Origin of the sequence: Pseudomonas sp. 57B-090624 (assembly GCF_003234055.1) — a bacterium.
In the GTDB taxonomy this organism is placed as follows: Bacteria; Pseudomonadota; Gammaproteobacteria; order Pseudomonadales; family Pseudomonadaceae; genus Metapseudomonas; species Metapseudomonas tohonis.
Genome location: NZ_QKRU01000052.1, coordinates 23,366 through 39,738 on the forward strand (window position 1 = coordinate 23,366; position 16,373 = coordinate 39,738).

Annotated in this window: 13 protein-coding genes; 8 read left to right on the forward strand and 5 right to left on the reverse strand. The window is 55.7% G+C overall.

Annotated elements, in window-relative coordinates; translation table 11 throughout:
• Positions 1 to 7 precede the first annotated feature (7 nt).
• The 4 genes from DMX10_RS22405 to DMX10_RS22420 all read left to right on the forward strand — a co-directional run bounded on the left by DMX10_RS22405 (position 8) and on the right by DMX10_RS22420 (position 4,885).
• A complete protein-coding gene (locus DMX10_RS22405; protein WP_146603043.1) occupies positions 8 to 1,162 on the forward strand; it encodes a caspase family protein in 1,155 nt (384 codons plus the stop codon).
• 869 nt (positions 1,163 to 2,031) lie between these two features.
• Positions 2,032 to 2,634 (forward strand): hypothetical protein, encoded by a 603-nt coding sequence (locus DMX10_RS32565; protein ID WP_146603044.1) that lies wholly within the window; start codon positions 2,032 to 2,034, stop codon positions 2,632 to 2,634.
• The gene (locus DMX10_RS22415) at positions 2,631 to 3,722 is read left to right on the forward strand and encodes a ComEC/Rec2 family competence protein (protein WP_111263149.1); all 1,092 of its coding nucleotides are present in this window, start codon (positions 2,631 to 2,633) and stop codon (positions 3,720 to 3,722) included. The genes DMX10_RS32565 and DMX10_RS22415 overlap by 4 nt, the downstream gene beginning before the upstream one ends.
• 197 nt (positions 3,723 to 3,919) lie before the next feature.
• A complete protein-coding gene (locus DMX10_RS22420; RefSeq protein WP_111263150.1) occupies positions 3,920 to 4,885 on the forward strand; it encodes an endonuclease in 966 nt (321 codons plus the stop codon).
• Between the two features lie 110 nt (positions 4,886 to 4,995).
• Here the strand turns inward: DMX10_RS22420 and DMX10_RS22425 are convergent, their stop codons facing one another.
• Both DMX10_RS22425 and DMX10_RS22430 read right to left on the reverse strand, forming a co-directional pair.
• Positions 4,996 to 5,388: an antitoxin Xre/MbcA/ParS toxin-binding domain-containing protein gene (locus DMX10_RS22425; RefSeq protein WP_111263151.1), complete on the reverse strand. Its 393-nt coding sequence runs from the start codon at positions 5,386 to 5,388 to the stop codon at positions 4,996 to 4,998.
• Positions 5,389 to 5,441: 53 nt separating this feature from the next.
• On the reverse strand, positions 5,442 to 5,768 hold the full coding sequence (locus DMX10_RS22430; protein ID WP_111263152.1) for a hypothetical protein: 327 nt from the start codon (positions 5,766 to 5,768) through the stop codon (positions 5,442 to 5,444).
• Positions 5,769 to 5,818: 50 nt separating this feature from the next.
• Between DMX10_RS22430 and DMX10_RS22435 the strand changes: the two genes are divergently transcribed.
• Both DMX10_RS22435 and DMX10_RS22440 read left to right on the forward strand, forming a co-directional pair.
• Positions 5,819 to 6,484: an HAD family hydrolase gene (locus DMX10_RS22435; protein WP_111263153.1), complete on the forward strand. Its 666-nt coding sequence runs from the start codon at positions 5,819 to 5,821 to the stop codon at positions 6,482 to 6,484.
• A gap of 240 nt (positions 6,485 to 6,724) precedes the next feature.
• Positions 6,725 to 9,310, forward strand: coding sequence for a DEAD/DEAH box helicase (locus DMX10_RS22440; protein ID WP_111263154.1), 2,586 nt, complete (start codon positions 6,725 to 6,727; stop codon positions 9,308 to 9,310).
• 244 nt (positions 9,311 to 9,554) lie between these two features.
• Here the strand turns inward: DMX10_RS22440 and DMX10_RS22445 are convergent, their stop codons facing one another.
• The 3 genes from DMX10_RS22445 to DMX10_RS22455 all read right to left on the reverse strand — a co-directional run bounded on the left by DMX10_RS22445 (position 9,555) and on the right by DMX10_RS22455 (position 11,797).
• Positions 9,555 to 11,066, reverse strand: coding sequence for an IS66 family transposase (locus DMX10_RS22445; RefSeq protein WP_111263155.1), 1,512 nt, complete (start codon positions 11,064 to 11,066; stop codon positions 9,555 to 9,557).
• Positions 11,067 to 11,129: 63 nt separating this feature from the next.
• Positions 11,130 to 11,465, reverse strand: coding sequence for an IS66 family insertion sequence element accessory protein TnpB (gene tnpB / locus DMX10_RS22450; protein ID WP_111263156.1), 336 nt, complete (start codon positions 11,463 to 11,465; stop codon positions 11,130 to 11,132).
• Complete coding sequence (locus tag DMX10_RS22455) at positions 11,462 to 11,797, reverse strand: transposase (protein ID WP_023083681.1); 336 nt, start codon at positions 11,795 to 11,797, stop codon at positions 11,462 to 11,464. The genes tnpB and DMX10_RS22455 overlap by 4 nt, the downstream gene beginning before the upstream one ends.
• Positions 11,798 to 12,524: 727 nt before the next feature.
• Here DMX10_RS22455 and DMX10_RS22460 point away from each other — a divergent pair.
• Together DMX10_RS22460 and DMX10_RS32570 are read left to right on the forward strand one after the other, a co-directional pair.
• Positions 12,525 to 15,509, forward strand: coding sequence for a class I SAM-dependent DNA methyltransferase (locus tag DMX10_RS22460; RefSeq protein WP_111263158.1), 2,985 nt, complete (start codon positions 12,525 to 12,527; stop codon positions 15,507 to 15,509).
• Positions 15,506 to 16,240, forward strand: a complete 735-nt coding sequence (locus DMX10_RS32570; protein WP_146603045.1) for a hypothetical protein — start codon at positions 15,506 to 15,508, stop codon at positions 16,238 to 16,240. The genes DMX10_RS22460 and DMX10_RS32570 overlap by 4 nt, the downstream gene beginning before the upstream one ends.
• Positions 16,241 to 16,373 lie beyond the last annotated feature (133 nt).

Sequence of the window (16,373 nt, forward strand, 5' to 3'; positions counted from 1 at the left end):
AGGGCCCATGACTGTGCTACTCGACGATGGCCAAACCGACCCCGGTACTCACGTGCTGCTAGTCGGCGTGGGCCACTATCCGTTTCTGAAAGATGGCAATGCTGCGAATCCGTTTCCCCTACACATGGGTATGGGACAGCTGTCCTCTCCGCCTTTGTCAGTCCGCGAGCTCGCGGCGTGGTTCATGGATGCTAGTGCTGGCTTTCACAACCCTGTCTGCCCTTTGCGATCACTTCAGGTGCTCTGCTCGGCAGACGCTCCTGTTTCGATCAAAGATGCAGGAGGCGTACCACAAGCCATCGAGCGAGCACGGATGCCTTCGGTTCGGCAGGCTGTACTAGAGTGGATGGGACGTGCCGGCCGGAATCAAGAGAACATGGCTGTTTTCTTCTTCTGCGGACACGGACTCGCCTTTGGTGAAGCAGAGAACACCTTGCTACTGGAAGACTTCGGTGGTAACCCCGTAAACCCTATGGCCGACGCTATTGCTTTCGACAGTATGCGGCTAGGCGTCATGCGCCACTGTGGCGCCAACTATCAGATACATCTTGTCGATGCTTGCCGTACGCCGCCGACGGATGATTTTCTCGACACCTACGGTAACAGAGCGACAGGTGATCCTATTGCCGTCGCCGGCCTAAACCGCAGACTACGGCACAAAATCGTGCCAGTGTATTTTGCCACTGGGCTAGCATCTTCTGCGTATGGTTTAACGGGCCAGCCCAGTCTATTCACCCAAGGGCTGCTACAGTCCATGCGCGGGCCCGCAAGCCGCGATAAGGGCGCTCACTGGGAGGTGCAGGTCCCTGCGCTTGCCGAAGGTATCAACAAATGCGTGGCGAGCATGGACTTCCAGGCGCAGCCACAATACTGCCAACCGCATGAGACTGGTAGGGAGTTGATGATTCACCGGCTGCGCGATGTCCCTGAAGTGATCGTCAAAGTATTCACGCGTGATCTGGCCCTGTTGCCGCAGGCGATCCTGGCACATGTTGACCACATCGGCGGACGAAAGGAACGAGCTCCCGCGCCGGCGCCATGGTGGGTCGCGCTCTCGACGGGGTCCTACAGCTTCGAAGCCCTCGCCGCCGTGGACAAGACCCAAGTGCTGGGGCAGACAAGCAAGTACGTCGTGCCACCTGCCTCAGAGGTTGGGTTATGAGTACCGGCGTACTGGCGATTCGGCTATCGTCGCCGAGCTGGGAATCGCCCTCTGAAACTTTGGCAATGGTCGAGGTGACGGGTGCGTCGCGTATCGACACAACAGAACCTAGCCACAAGGTACCCCTCGGGGTCAACGACGTACCGCAGCAGATCTCACTTGTCGAGGGTTCGTACCTCGTTCGCCTTTATCTTCCGAGCGGTGACGTTCAGGCGGAGCGCATTGAGGTGCGGAGCGGGGGCTTAGCCGAGCTCACGTTCGAGATCGGCAAGTCGTCGCTAGAGTGGTTCGGGCTGGCGACGAGCCTGGGCAGCGTAAAACCGCCACCCCACCCGAGTATGGTGCAGTCGCACGAAACAACACCCCCCCGACCCGCTCCGACGCGCCTTCCGGACCACCTGAAGAGCGCGGCGCCGGACCTGTTCGACCGCAATTCAGTGCGGTTCCAGAAGTTGTCTACGCACTCAGTCCTACTCCAGGAACATAATACGAATGAACTTGTGCATGTTAGTGGCCTCCAGCGTGTCGCCCAGACGGAAGGCTGGCGATATATCAGCTGCGTTAATCCGGTACGTGCTTTCCCCGAGGGCCGGCTATCGCCCCGGAAGCTAGTACGCTGGTGGACTGGCAACTCAGAACAGCCGGTGCGCTTGAACCTTGTGCAGTCTGACGAGCGCAGTGCGTGGCTACTGCCGCCGGCACCCGCGAAGATGGATGTCAGAAGAGTCCGCGCCTTTGCAGACATACGTGCCCCAAACGGTGCTACTTACTACGCGGTTTTTCCGGAGGGGTGGGCCAGCACGTCGCGAAACCGTCTGGGACAGATCGTAAAGCCCTCGGTGCGGGTGACTGAGGTCACTGACATCGCGATGACCTTTAAGGATTCGCGAGCAACCCCATCAAGCTGGCGATGTGCACCCGAGATTGACGATGTGGAAGCGATGAGCCTGCTCGGCTTTCTGCACACCGGACTAGTCGAGGCAGGCCAGATGATGCTTGGGCTGGCCCACACGTGGCTATTTGAGAAAACCGTCAACCCCGTCGCGGCAGCAGCCGGAGCTTACATGCTCTTGTCACATACGGAAGAGGCGAATGCTCAACTGGCCCCTGACTGGCGTGACTGGGTAAGTAACCTATATCGCCGTTACCCTGAGATCCCCGACGGTGCGATTGCAATGGCACAGATGACTCTGGCTTACGGTGAATCTGGAGGTGACGAGGAGATCGATGTCGAGAAGCTACGCGGGTATGCCTTGGAGGCCGTCCGGCGCGGCCTACCTTTCCTCGGGACGGGGGTCCGCCGACTGACGGACGTGCTGGTAGCACTCGAAGGTGATGATCGGGCCGAAGGCCGCTCGGGACCACAGGTCGAGGGCACGCGTCGGGCCTTGTCGCTCGTGCTTCAGCTGGGTCGCATCACCGTCCCAGGAGAGTTCTTCACGGTACTGCGACTGAGTGAGGAGCGGAGATGAGCAACGTGTTTCGCATCCATGTGTTGCCGGCCCAGCGAGGCGATGCGCTGTGGATTGAGTACGGGTCGGAGAGTGTGGTGAACCACATCCTGATTGATGGCGGGATCACAGCGACGGGACGAGATCACCTCCGAAAGCGGATTGATGCGATCGGTACGCCGCTGCACTTCGAGCTACTGGTCGTGACCCACATCGACCTAGACCATATACAGGGCATCCTCGAACTCATGGAAAACCTGCCTGCAGGCATCACCTTCGGCGACGTCTGGTTCAACGGCTGGGACCAGATGAAGGCCTTAGGTCTAGAGCCGATGGGTATCAAGGAAGGTATCCGCCTCTCCGAGATCCTGAAGAAGGACCACAAGTTGACCTGGAACAAAGCTGCCGCTGGAAAGGCCATTGCGCTCGAAGCGGATGGCAGCGTCGCAACCTATCCCCTTGATGGAGGCATGAAGGTGACTGTACTGGGCCCCGCCCACGCGCAGTTGGCTAAGCTGCGCGAGCGCTGGGACGAAGTCATCGAAGAGTTCGGTGTGGCGGAGGATGCCGAAGACAGGGGCGAGGAGCTGCCGGCGTTAGATCTGGGGATACCAGGCCTGGAACCTATGGGGCCCATCGACGTGCCGTCGCTGGCCGAGAGCAGGTTCGTGGAGGACAATGCTATCCCCAACGGCTCTAGCATTGCGCTGGTTCTGGAGTTTGACGGACGACGCGCGCTGATGCTCGGTGACGCCTACCCGTCGACTGTCGCGGACAGCCTGCGCAAGCTTTCACCCAGCGGGTGCTTTAAGGTCGACGTTGTAAAGGTCGCCCACCATGGCAGCCGCAACAACACCGACCGGGCCCTAGCATCACTGTTGTCGGCGCCGACTTGGATCTTCAGCTCGAACGGTGCCAGCAACACTAAGCATCCGCACATGGAGTCTGTGGCCCGCGTCCTTCATGACGCGAAGGATGTGAAGAAGCTTGTTTTCAATTACTGCACTGGTTTCAATAATATCTGGGGCGACAAAGACCTCATGGAGGAATTTGGATATGAGGTCATCTACGGCGATGGGCAATCGCCCGTTTTGCTAAACCTACTTTAGCCTACGTGGCTTCACAGACGGCGTGAAGCGCGCAGACCAGCCTTAACCCGAGTGTACGGTCTCGTCTTCGTTTCGCCCAGTTGGATCTACCGCCGCGACAATCCTTCTGAGGCCGAGAATCAACTTTGATTAGCCATTCTCGCGAGAACACTAGAACGGCACACTGCTTCGGCGTTTCCAAGGCAATAAATTTTCCGATGAAGCTTGCATATTTTCTCCTGTCGCTAAGCCTGACCTTCGCCACAAGCTCATTCGCAAGCGGGCCCACGACATTCGACGAGGCAAAAAGCATCGCGAAGCGTGATGTTTTTTTCGACCATGCCGAAAGTGATCAAGGGGAGTTGTACTGCGGCTGTAAGTGGCAATGGGTTGGGAAAACTGGTGGGCGTGTCGACCACAGCTCCTGCGGATATGAAGTCAGAAAACAGGAAAATCGGGCTGCGCGGACGGAGTGGGAGCACATTGTTCCAGCGTGGACTTTCGGGCACCAACGGCAATGCTGGCAAAACGGTGGTCGAAAGAACTGTGTAGCGACGGATTCTGTCTTTCGAGCTATGGAAGCTGACCTGTTTAACCTGTACCCGGCTGTGGGGGAGGTAAATGGTGACCGGGCCAATTACAACTACGGGACCGTCAGTGACGTATCTACACAGTACGGACAGTGTGATACGAGAATCGATTTTGGCACTAGGACCGCTGAGCCAAGAAATGAAGTGAAGGGCCTTGTGGCACGGACTACGTTCTACATGTTTGATCGGTACAGTCTGAGGATGTCACGCCAGCAGCAGCGACTGCTGATGGCTTGGAACAATCAATACCCAGTTACCGCATGGGAGCGCGAGCGCAACGAACGCATCGCGAGAGTGGTCGGCTTCTCAAACCCTTTTGTAACAGGGGAGCGCGTCTGGTCGCTAGGCCATAGGCCGATTGGAGAAGGAGTGGCATCAAAGACGGCAAGTGCTCCCGCGCAACAGGTGGCCACGGCAAAACAGCCTCTCCAGGCAGCCGGAACGTTGATCATCGGTAACCGGCGAAGCGGAGTTTACCACCTGCCTGTTGGATGTCCGAGCTATGGTCAGGTCTCAGCAAAAAACCAAGTATCGTTTGACTTAGAAAGTGAGGCGCTAGCAGCAGGTTTCCGAAAAGCAGGGAACTGCAGGTGAGCAACCCTGCCACCTAGTCTGCGATATACCATGTCTCTTCCACGCCTGACGGTGCTTCGGCTGAACCGCGATTACACCGCTTCCAGGACATGATCCGATAACCTTGCGTGTCAGACAGGCAGGCCATGTTCAATTGCATGAATGGCCTGCTGTACTGCATGGCCGCCCGCTTCTGTCGCCAGCAGATCAACGGGGCGCTCCTTGGCTAGCACTTTATTCGGTGTGGTCAGCCAGGAGATCGCGCCTTCTAGATTGCTTTCATAAAGATCCCCAAGGCTATCCAGTGCACGGACAAGCCGGCAAAAGGCCTCGCTAGAGGATATAGGCATCATTGAGTCTAGGGACATGGAGCGCGCACCGATCCATTCCGCTATTTGAGCAGCCGGTTGCCCGAGCTCCACAGCTAGATCGAAAATCAAAGAAGCTGGCAGCCCAGCCAGAATGGCTTGATGCAGGTGGTAGTGGCCTTTCGGCAGATCCAGCTTGTCGTGAAGTTTGTCCATGCTGACTGACCCAAGAATGATTTCATAAAGTCGAGGGAAAAGAGTTCCTGGGTTTAGTGGTCGCTCTTGAGATCATCAGATCCTAGCAGGCCGAATTTCTCTCTTTCGATATCAGGAAACTCGTCGAACATGGTGTTGACCATGCGTTCGCGGCTCAAAGCGCTAAGTGTACGGAAGAAGCAAGGTTCACAAAGGCGAACCTCGTAGCGTTTGCCATCATGCATAGAGCCCAAACCCCACTGGGCCTGCAGGATTCCAAACTGGGGGCCGTAGCCTTCCACGCAGGTGCTTTGTCGGCAGACATCGCAAGCGACATCTAGGCTCGTTTCAACTGGTTGATCGGTGCATTTCACGATCACTACCTCCACGGCAGATTTCATCGTTCCCCTTATAGTATCTGCGTGAATGGGCCAGGGCACTTGGAGGGGGTATGTTGAAAGCTGTCGTCTTTGACGTGTATGGAACCCTCCTGCAGATCGGCGAGCGGCGGCGACCTTTTCGCAAGCTAATGCAGCAGTTGCGGCTTCAAGGGCGAAGGCCAAAGTCAGACGATGCACGGACGCTCATGACTCAAAGTCTAGGCCTGGCAGGAGCAGCGGCCTATTTCGGTGGGCAGATTAGCCTCTCTACTATTGCCAGCATGGAGGCTGATCTCTTTGCCGAGCTAGCAAGCATTCGCCTGTTCGATGACACCCTTGACGCGTTGAGTCAGCTCAGGAAGGCGGGCTTTAAGCTTGCATTGTGCTCCAATCTCGCTGCCCCCTATGCCATCCCGGCCAAGTTGCTATTACCGGCGTTCGACGTTTACGTCTGGAGCTTCGAGGTCGGCGCAATTAAGCCAGAGCCTGAGATCTATCAACGGGTGGCGGAGCAGCTTGGCTACGAGGCTTCGGCTATCGCAATGCTCGGAGATACAGCCAGTGCTGACATGCATGGCCCGATTGCTTACGGCATGCAGGGTTATCACCTGCAGCGTCATGGTCAGATCGACGACTCAGGGTTCTGTTCTTTAACTGATTTTGCTGAGTATGTCCTGAGTCTTGAGCACGCAGGGCCTTTTCAAAGCGGTCGTAGCTCCTCGAGGAAATTGCTCTGAGCAAGCTTGACTGGTGGCGTTACGATGCAGTACCCAAAGGCAGCTTGATAAAAGCGTGACCGTCATGACGTAGGGGGATGGCGCATAGGCGGTGCTGCGTCACCCTTTGCTTTAAGCACGGCCACACATATAGTCAGCAGCCTCAAATTCACAATGCTTCTGCTGGGCGTGAGTGAGGTCGACGGTCGCGGCTAGGCCTCCGCCAGCAATGTCCTACGGTCAATCACAAGGAGTGGACAAATGGCTTTCAAGACCCCACTTACCGCCTCATCAGTTCCAGAGACGCCGGACAAGCTTTTTCGAGAGCTGACCCGTAGAAAGTTTCCCGATGTTCTGCCGCACCAAGCAGCCATGATGCAGGCGTACGCGGCAAAAGCAGTTAGAGTGCCTGATGTGGCTCTACAACTGCCTACCGGAAGCGGTAAGACTCTCGTTGGACTACTGATCGCTGAATGGCGTCGCAGAAAATTCAAAGAGCGGGTTGTCTATCTTTGCCCTACTAAACAACTAGTTTACCAAGTCGCTGAACAGGCTAATGAAAAGTACGGACTGTCTGTCGCAACTTTTGTGGGCGGGCAGCGGCACTTCCTCCCTGCTGATAGAACAGATTACCTCCAGGCTGAAAAAATCGCGATAACCACCTATTCCAGCCTGTTTAACACCAACCCATTTTTCGACCAGGCCGATGTAATATTTGTCGATGATGCCCATGCCAGCGAAAACTACATCGCTTCGCATTGGACGTTGCGCATTGGCCGACTCGATGAACGGTACACCGCTCTTCACCAAGCCTTATGCAATGCGTTTACTCCCTACCTGACACCCACTGACTTGTCACGGCTGCGAGGCGTATGGGAGGACGTGGTGGATCGCACATGGGTAGAGAAACTTGCCACTCCTACCCTGACTCTGCTCACTCCACAAATCGTCGAGATATTAGATGCTCATACGGAGAATACCGATCTCGCCTACCCGTGGTCCCTGATCCGAGGGCACTTGGACGCGTGCCATATCTATCTGTCTTCTCAGGAGATCCTGATCCGTCCACTTTTACCTCCAACGTTTTCTCATCCGGCGTTTGAGAATGCCAAGCAACGCATCTACATGTCCGCAACACTAGGCGCAGGTGGCGACTTGGAGCGGCTGACGGGGAGAAAATCGATTACACGTCTTCCAGCTCCGGATGGTTGGGACACGCAAGGTGTCGGGCGGAGGTTTTTCATCTTCCCGGAAATGTCGCTCACTCCCGATCAGACCGTAGAACTAAGAAGGGAGTTGATGCAGAGAGCAGGTCGAAGCGTCGTTCTTGTTCCCAGCGATAGGGCCGCCGCAGCGATCGCCGAAGAGATTGGTCAGAATCTTAAATATCCTGTTTTTCACGCGAGCGACATCGAAGAATCGAAAGCTGACTTTGTAGGTTCACGGCAAGCGGTAGCCGTTGTGGCCAACCGCTATGACGGGATTGACTTCGCGGGTGATGAATGCCGATTGCTCTTCATTGAGGGTCTGCCCAAGGCGATGAATGCCCAAGAGCGGTTCCTCATGACCCGGATGGCGGCGAACGCTCTCTACAATGAGCGGATTCAGACTCGTGTAGTACAGGCCATAGGCCGATGCACTCGCTCGCTGGAGGATTATTCAGCAGTGGTCGTATCCGGAGAAGAACTCCCCGATTACTTGGCTGATCTTCGTCGTCGCCCTTTCTTTCATCCTGAGCTTCAGGCCGAGATCACCTTTGGTGCCCACCAATCGAAAGATACCGAGCTTACCGATCTGGTGGAGAACTTCGAGATTTTTCTGGAGAACGATCGCGATTGGGAATCCGTCAATAGACAGATTCTGGATGAGCGTGATCGTGCTCAGCAGCAATTTCTGCCTGCGATCCGCGAGCTTGAAAAAGCAGTTGGGGCTGAGATCGACTATCAGACTGCGCTTTGGCGGCATGACTATGATGGTGCCATAGCTGCTGCTGATCGGGTCTTGGGAATATTTGAATCACCAGATCTGCGCGGTTACAGGGCGCTCTGGAACTACTTGGCCGGTTCTGCATGTCATCTCGCGGCACAGAGCGGCAATGCAGCCATGGCTGCGAAGTCAAGGCAGTACTATCGAGACGCCCACAAGTGTGCCCCCAACATTCCCTGGCTAACGGCCTTTGCCCGGAGGGAGGTCGGAGATGCTGTCACGGCCCAAGCAGACGACATCGCGTTGCAGCGCCAGGTGGAGCGCATAGGTGCTGAGCTGACACGTCTAGGCGCTACCCATGACCGTGATTTCGCAAAGCTGGAGCAGTCGATTCTCGACGGGCTTCAACGGCATGAGACCTTTGAGCGCGCACAAAAAGATCTTGGGACGCTGCTGGGCTTCAATGCCGGGAAAGTCGAAAGCGAGGGCTCTCCAGATCCCTGGTGGATCTCTGACTCCCGATGCATTGTGTTCGAGGACTATGTGAATACTACTGATGGTACTCTGAGTGTTACCAAGGCGCGGCAAGCTACATCCCATCCAGACTGGATGCGAGCAAATGTGGCGGAGTCAGCAGAGTGCGAGTTCCTAACGGTATTGGTCACACCTGCAATCAAGATCAGCTCGGCTGCGACTGTTCATGCCACAGGGCTGCTCTACTGGGGGCTCGACGACTTCCGTACATTCGCCGCCCATTCTTTACAGATCGTACGGCAGCTTCGGACAACCTTCTTCGAACAGGGTGACCTAGTCTGGCAAGCCGAGGCAGCTGAACTGCTCAAGCAGCAAGGTGTGGACTTTGCCTCAATTTGCAGGCGCGTGATGGCCAAACCGGTCGTGCAGTACATGCAGGCTGTCTAACTCCTAGGAGCGTCGCTCCCTGGTAGCTTCGGATTTGCTGTCCGCACCTCGTCGAGCTCCAAGGACAACAGGCCTGTCCACATATTCCAGGGGTGGTCAGGTCTTACTCCTTCACGTGACGGCGTTTTGGCTAGAGATCATTTGCGCCACTTCCTTATGCAACCCGCAGATGATCGTCTTTTTGCCAGCGCACAGCTGTCTCGTTGCTAATCCTTATGCCCAGCCGGGTGTAAGCGAACGGGCATCACACCTTGCCGGCGGGCACCCAGTTGTGCGGCAGCAGCTCGGCCAGGGCGCTGGCCTTCTGCGTCGGCAGGCGCATGAGCACATCCTTCAGGTAGGCGTACGGATCGTGTCCGTTCAGGCGGGCTGACTGGATCAGCGTCATCAAGGCTGCGCCACGCTGGCCACTGCGTAGCGAGCCGGCAAACAGCCAGTTGGCGCGTCCCAGGGCCCAGGGGCGGATCTGGTTCTCGATCCAGTTGTTGTCGATGGGTAGGTTGCCGTCATCCAGGTAGCGCACCAACGCTGCCCAACGCTTGAGGCTGTAGTCGAGTGCTTTGGCGATCGCGCTGCCCTCCGGCACCTTCTGCCGCTGCCCAAGCATCCAGCTATGCAGGCCATCGATGATCGACTTGGCTTTATCCTGGCGCAGTTGCCGTCGCTGTTCGGCGAGCAGCTCTCGCCCTTCGCGTTCCACATCGTAGAGCTGACCGATGTACTGGAGGGCCTGCTCGGCCAGCTGGCTCTGGTTGGCAGCATGCAGGTCGAAGAACTTGCGCCGTGCATGGGCCATGCAGCCGATCTCGGTCACGCCTTGCTCGAAGCTGGCCTTGTAGCCGGCGAAGTCGTCGCAGACCAGTTTGCCCTGCCAGTCGCCCAGGAAGCTGCGCGCGTGCTCGCCGGCCCGGCTCGGCCTGAAGTCGTAGACCACGGCCTTGAGGTCGGCGAAGGGGCTGGGAGCATAGGCCCAGACGTAAGCCCGCTGGGTCTTCTTCGTACCCGGGGCGAGCATCTGCACCGGGGTTTCGTCGGCGAGGATGACGTCCTGCTGGAGCAGGCAGTCGCGCAGGGCATCGACCAGAGGTTGCAGTTGGACGCCGCAAGCGCCGACCCATTGCGCTAGGGTGGAACGCGCGATGGCCAGCCCGGCGCGGGCGAAGATCTTTTCCTGGCGGTACAGCGGCAGGTGATCGGCGAACTTGGCCACCATGACCTGAGCCAGCAGCCCCGCAGTCGGGATGCCCTTGTCGATCACCTGCGCAGGCACTGGGGCCTGGATCAACGTTTCACACGCGGCGCAGACCCACTTGCCACGGATATGCCGCTCGACGGTGAAGGTGCCCGGGGTGTAGTCGAGCTTCTCGCTGACGTCTTCGCCGATGCGCTTGAGCTGGCAGCCGCAGGCACACTGGGTGCTGTCCGGCTCGTGAAGTATCAGCGTGCGCGGCAGTTCGGCCGGCAGAGGCGCTCGCTTGGGCTGCTGCCGTAGCTCGCGCTTGGCGGACTCTGGTCGGGCCGCCTCAAGCTCTGCCTCGATGGCGGCGATGTCGGCCTCGATCATCTCGTCCAGCAGGTTGAGCTGGTCGGCATTGAGCTGCTCGCTGCGGCGGGCGAAGCGGTGGCGCCGTAGCACGGCGAGTTCGTGGTTCAAGCGCTGGTTGAGCGTCTCCAGATGATCGACGCGCCGACTCAACTGCGCGGCCAGTTGGCGCAGTTGCTCGGGTGTCAGCTGATCGAAAGCGGCAGGGTTCATGGCGTCGAGTGTGAGGAATCCCGGCGCCCTCGGCGATAGGCCATTGGCCTAATTGCACGTCGGCTACAGGAGCCTGATCTCGGCATTGGGCCCAAGACGCTGCCAGGGCAGGCCGATCACCAGGGCCTGCAACTGCTCGGGGTTGAGTTCCACTTGCTGTCCCTGCCAATTGCCCGACCAGACGAAGCGCCCTCGATTGAGCCTGCGAGCGGCCAGCCAGATGCCGAAGCCATCGTGCACCAGCACCTTCATCCGATTGGCGCGCTTGTTGGTGAACAGGTAGGCACAGTGCGGCTGCGCCGCACCGAACACTTGAACCACCCGGGCCAACGCGGTTTCGGTGCCGGCGCGCATGTCCAGCGGCTCGGTGGCGAGCCAGATGCGCTCGATGCGGATCACTTCAGTAGCTCACGCAGAAAGCGGGCGCAGCCTTCAGGGTCGTTGCCCGGCCACTGCACCGACAGTTTGCCGGTCCGATGGGGAATTGCGATCTGGATGGCCCTGTCGGCCGCACTCGGGGTAGCCGGCCCGCTCGGGACGAGAGGAATTGGAATAAAACCTGAGGGTACCGCGGGCAGCTGTGCCTGCTGGCGGCGAATCCACTTGTGCACGAGATTGGCGTTAAGGCCGTGGCTCAAGGCCACGCCGGCAACCGAGGCGCCGGGCTGGGTACACTCCTCGACGATCTGGGCCTTGAAGGATTTGGGATAGGAGCGGCGTTGGCCTGGCACGGGAGATCCTCTGCAAGGGGCTTGAAATGGTGTCCACCAAAAACAGGTGGACACCATGCCGCTAGCTGGAGGGATCAGGGAGGTGTGTTGGCCAGACGCTTACAGCCGGGTGTCGTAGCTAGCCACCTGTCGCTTTGATTGCCAGGAGCCTTGATTCATTTATCTTTACTGTATTTTTATACAGCATTATTGTCATTGCTAAACCTAAGTACGGGCGTTAAGTGCTAGGAGGTGTGCGAGGAATTGATTGGGCTGCATCTGCGATTACGCATAGTGCCTCCTGCAGCGCTGGAGTCATCCACTCTGCAGTAGCGGAGGGGTGCTGGTTCTCTTTCAGGATGGGCTCACCATCACCCACTAATAGCCAGTGGAGGTTTACGGGCATCCCTCTGTGTCTCGACCAGGCAGCAAGGGTCGCAAGCTTGTCTAGATCTAGTCCGCAACGTCCGGCCATCGCTGAGCGCAAAGTAGAAGCATCCCTATAGCCTAGAGCGTCTGCAATGTCGTTCAGGGAGGTTTTGAGCTCTGCATCGATGAGTTGTCGCAGGCGAGCGCCAAAAGCAGCTCTGTAGGTTCCGTCCCGTGGTGCCCTACTCATACACCCTCCTGATAGCGTGCATTGGCTATGTATATTATCCAAAAAACATTGATAATATACATAAAAATTAACCTGTCGCTCCTAGATTCAATAGGTTAGGATTAACATTAAAACTGGAGCTGAGCATTCATGGATGCATCTCTCACCGCCAAGGGCGTCGCAGATGCCTTGCGCGTGCCTGAAGAGAATGTGCTGGAACTCCGGCCGGCCAGCCTGTCCCCGCAGCACCTCGATTTTATTGGGCTTGTACGTGCCAATGAGCAGGAACATCTTGTTCCCGAAGCGGTGGTCATGCATGAGGGCCAGCCGTTTGTTTACATCCTCAACTATCATCAAGGTCCTGCTGTTTCCGAGGTGGAGTTGCAGCGGAGCATGAGGCTATTGGGGTTGCGTGCGGACGCACCCTATGCTGCGGTGGTCAGACCCGGAGTTGTACAGGTCTATACCCTGGGGAATATCAGGGAGAACCAGGCTCCGATTGCTCAGTCAACTAAACTGGAGCCAGGCCTCTTCGCGCGCCTGATAGTTGGTGCAGTACCTATCCGCTCAAGCAAAGAGACTACTTGCGGTGCGCATGAGCTCATGCTTGCGCTGCTGAACTCCGTTACAGATCACCTAGTTAACGTCCGGCAAATCGATGCCTCTGAAGCATTGGCTTTAGTGGGCCGAGCCCTTTTCATGCGCTTTCTCGGGGATCGAGAAATCGTGCCATTGGAGCAGCCGCTACGCGGTGTTTCTAATGTCCGAAATTGCTTTGAAACCCCTGAGGCCGCAGCAGCGACATGCAACTGGCTAGATACCACTTTCAATGGCGATCTCCTTGAACTACCGGACAGAGGCTCCGTAAGCTATTTCCAAAATCTGCATAGTTCCTCGGGCGGGTCAGCCCTCAAAGATCTAACGGCCATTATGTGTGGTGATCGGCCCTTGGGCGAGGGGGTCTATCAAACTCAGTTTTCGTGGGGTGACCTCCACTTTTCCTATGTGCCGGTCGGACTTCTCAGTCAAGTCTACGAGGTTTTTGCTCACAGGTTTGATAAAACCTCGGCCAAGGGAAATAGTGTTTATTACACTCCTCGGCACTTGGCCGAGTACCTTTTAGATCATTCGTTTAGCTTGCTAGGGCCGGAAGCCCATAAAGCTCGAATTCTTGATCCTGCGTCTGGCGGAGGAGTGTTCTTGCTTGCGGCTTTCCGTCGGCTAGTGAAGGGGCGATGGCACGCGACCGGGGTAAAACCAAATACAAAAATCATCCGTGAAATTCTCAATAAGCAACTGGTGGGGTTCGACATAAACCCTGCTGCGAGGCAATTAACAGCTCTCGCACTATATTTAACAGCGCTTGAGCTTGATTCGGACGCGGCGGACCTAAAGGATCTTGTTTTTACTCCATTGCAAGATACTGTTTTAATGCCAGCAGAGCAGTGGGATGTTGGGCAAGATATAAAACTTGGCAGCCTTGCTCCTGGGGCAATCGCTAAGTTTGAAGGTGCGTTTGACTTGGTTATTGGAAATCCACCTTGGACTTCCACGAAAAACCCTGAGCGGAGAGAAAAGCTTAGCCAGATTGCAGCCCAACATATGGTCCATCGAGGGCTAGAGCCATGTTCTAATCCTGATGGGGTTCCTGACCTACCATTTGTTTGGGCAGCGACTCGATTTGCCAAGCCAGATGGAGTTTTGGCATTCGCCCTCCATGGTCGACTGTTGACCAAGATTACAAAGCCGGGGCATGACGCGCGTATTCGTATTTTCCAAGGATTGGATGTTAAATATGTATTGAATGGAATGGAGCTTAGGAATACAGAGGTGTGGCCAAGTATGACGGCGCACTTCTGCTTGCTTTTGGCGCATAATAGGCGCTCAACGGAACATAGTGAATTTTTTGCGGTAACTCCTGTAGAGGACCAGAGTCTTAATCGGGAGGGAAGGGTACGAATTGATAGTAAAGACGCTTGGACATCAGACGTCGCCAAGGTGGAAAAGAATAGCCATCTTTTTAAGACCTTAGCAAAAGGTAATGCGCTGGATGTCGAGCTTCTGGATCGTATTGAGGAACTTTGTTATCCAAGTCTGAGAAACTATCTGGACATGTTGGATGTCCCGGCTACGCATGGTTATCAAACACGCCAAGATGGCACTGAAGGCGTGAATGCGTCTTTTCTCCAGCGAATGAAGGACTTACCTACTGCACCCAATATTGACTGGTATGTGGCGCCTGTTTCGGAGCTTAAGCAGTTTCCGTTTGATCGTGTTCACCGAACGCGAGAGGAGAAGAACTATGCTCCGCCATTGGTATTTCTTCGTGAGTCGCCTAGTTCGAAGAGGGGGCATCCTCTTTCCTTTATATCGTATGAAGAAGTTGCATATAGTCGGTCGTTTATTGGCTATAGTTGCGCTGGTGCTCCAAGCCCCGAGTTGCTTGCTGTTTATCTAAGCACTATTTTTAATAGTAAGCTATTCCTGTACTTCACTTTGATGACTAGCAGTAAAATTGGTTGCGAACGAAGCACGCTCCAAAAATATGAAGCAGAGCTTTTTCCGGTCAAGCCTTTGGAAATTCTAGAATCTGAGCAGATAGAGCAGCTATCTCGGATTAAGTCTCTGTTGGAATATGGTGGGTGTGAGTTAGAGAGAGAGATAGAAAACTTCGTTTCTAAGCTCTACAGGTTACGCATTGCTGATCAAAATCTCATACAGGATCGTCTTGCGTTTTCTCTACCCTTCAAGAGTGTTCGCACAAACGCGATTAAATCGATTGATAGAATAACTGCCGAAACATTCAGATCTGCCTTGTCGTCTGCACTCGAACCATTTGACATGAGTGATACCCCTCTGACTGTTGAGTTCGCGTTACAAGACAGTGATTGCCCTTGGCATTTCATTCGCCTTGGGCCAAGTAATGAGGAAAAACGGCCGGATGCAGAGTTTATTATGACGGCTATTGGTCTCGGTAATGAATTGGATGCATCCTTGGTCGAGGTCGCTCACGAGCAATCTCTTTATGTGGGAATTTTGAATCAGCGCAGATATTGGTCCCGAACTTCCGCAAGAACATTGGCTTTGGATCTGATTAAGCGGGGCCACCCGGTGCTTAGTCGAGGGCTCCAATGACTGCGCTCATCGGAAATCCCCTTCCGCACATTGGAAACGCCTCCGGCTTCCCAGCCGCATTGCCACCGAACGTCATTCGGGTTGTTGCACGAGCTATTAGCCATGCGTGGGGGCTGATTTGTGCCAACCCATCTCATCATCTGATGGAGATCGCTTCCGGGGCTCCGGAAGAGGATGTGTATTCCGACGCCATCTGTGAGTTATTGATGCAAATGCTGGACTCTAGCAGCGCTGTTGTCCCAGGGTTTACCAGCGAAATGTTCGATAAGGTTGGCCGTGGAGAGAATGTCTCTAACTACAATGGATCCTCGATTAATAAACAGCCAGATATCGTCATCAGACTTGCGAATAGTCCGATTTCATATGGTCGACGCTTTGTGGGAATCTTCATTGAAAGCAAGGTGGTGTGTATGGCTAAGCCCATGAGCTTGTATACCACCCAAGGATTGCAAAGATTTGTTGTTGGTGATTATGGATGGGCTATGCAAGCTGGCATGATGCTCGCGTACCGGAAGCCCAAACATAGAGATCTTGATCACCTAGAGGTTCAACTCAGTAGTGAGGCTGCCCTGTTAAGCATTGCCGTCTCTGGCAAGCATTTAGATCTGAAGCCAGTTTACGCTCCTGTTTCTGCAGTGAGTGCTCACCAGCGGGCTTGGTCTTATGTCGGCGGTGGTAACCCTGGGGACATCCGGATCTGGCACATGTGGGATCTAATCATGCCAAGTTAGGCGTGCACGTAAAGTGTCGCTAACTCCTTCTGTCACAGCTAGAGGCTCGGACAGGCTCTTGTCCATAAACTGCCGAAGGGCGTTGGTATTTGCCTTGAAAGAATAGCGATGGGAAGCGCTTTTGTGCTCGGAG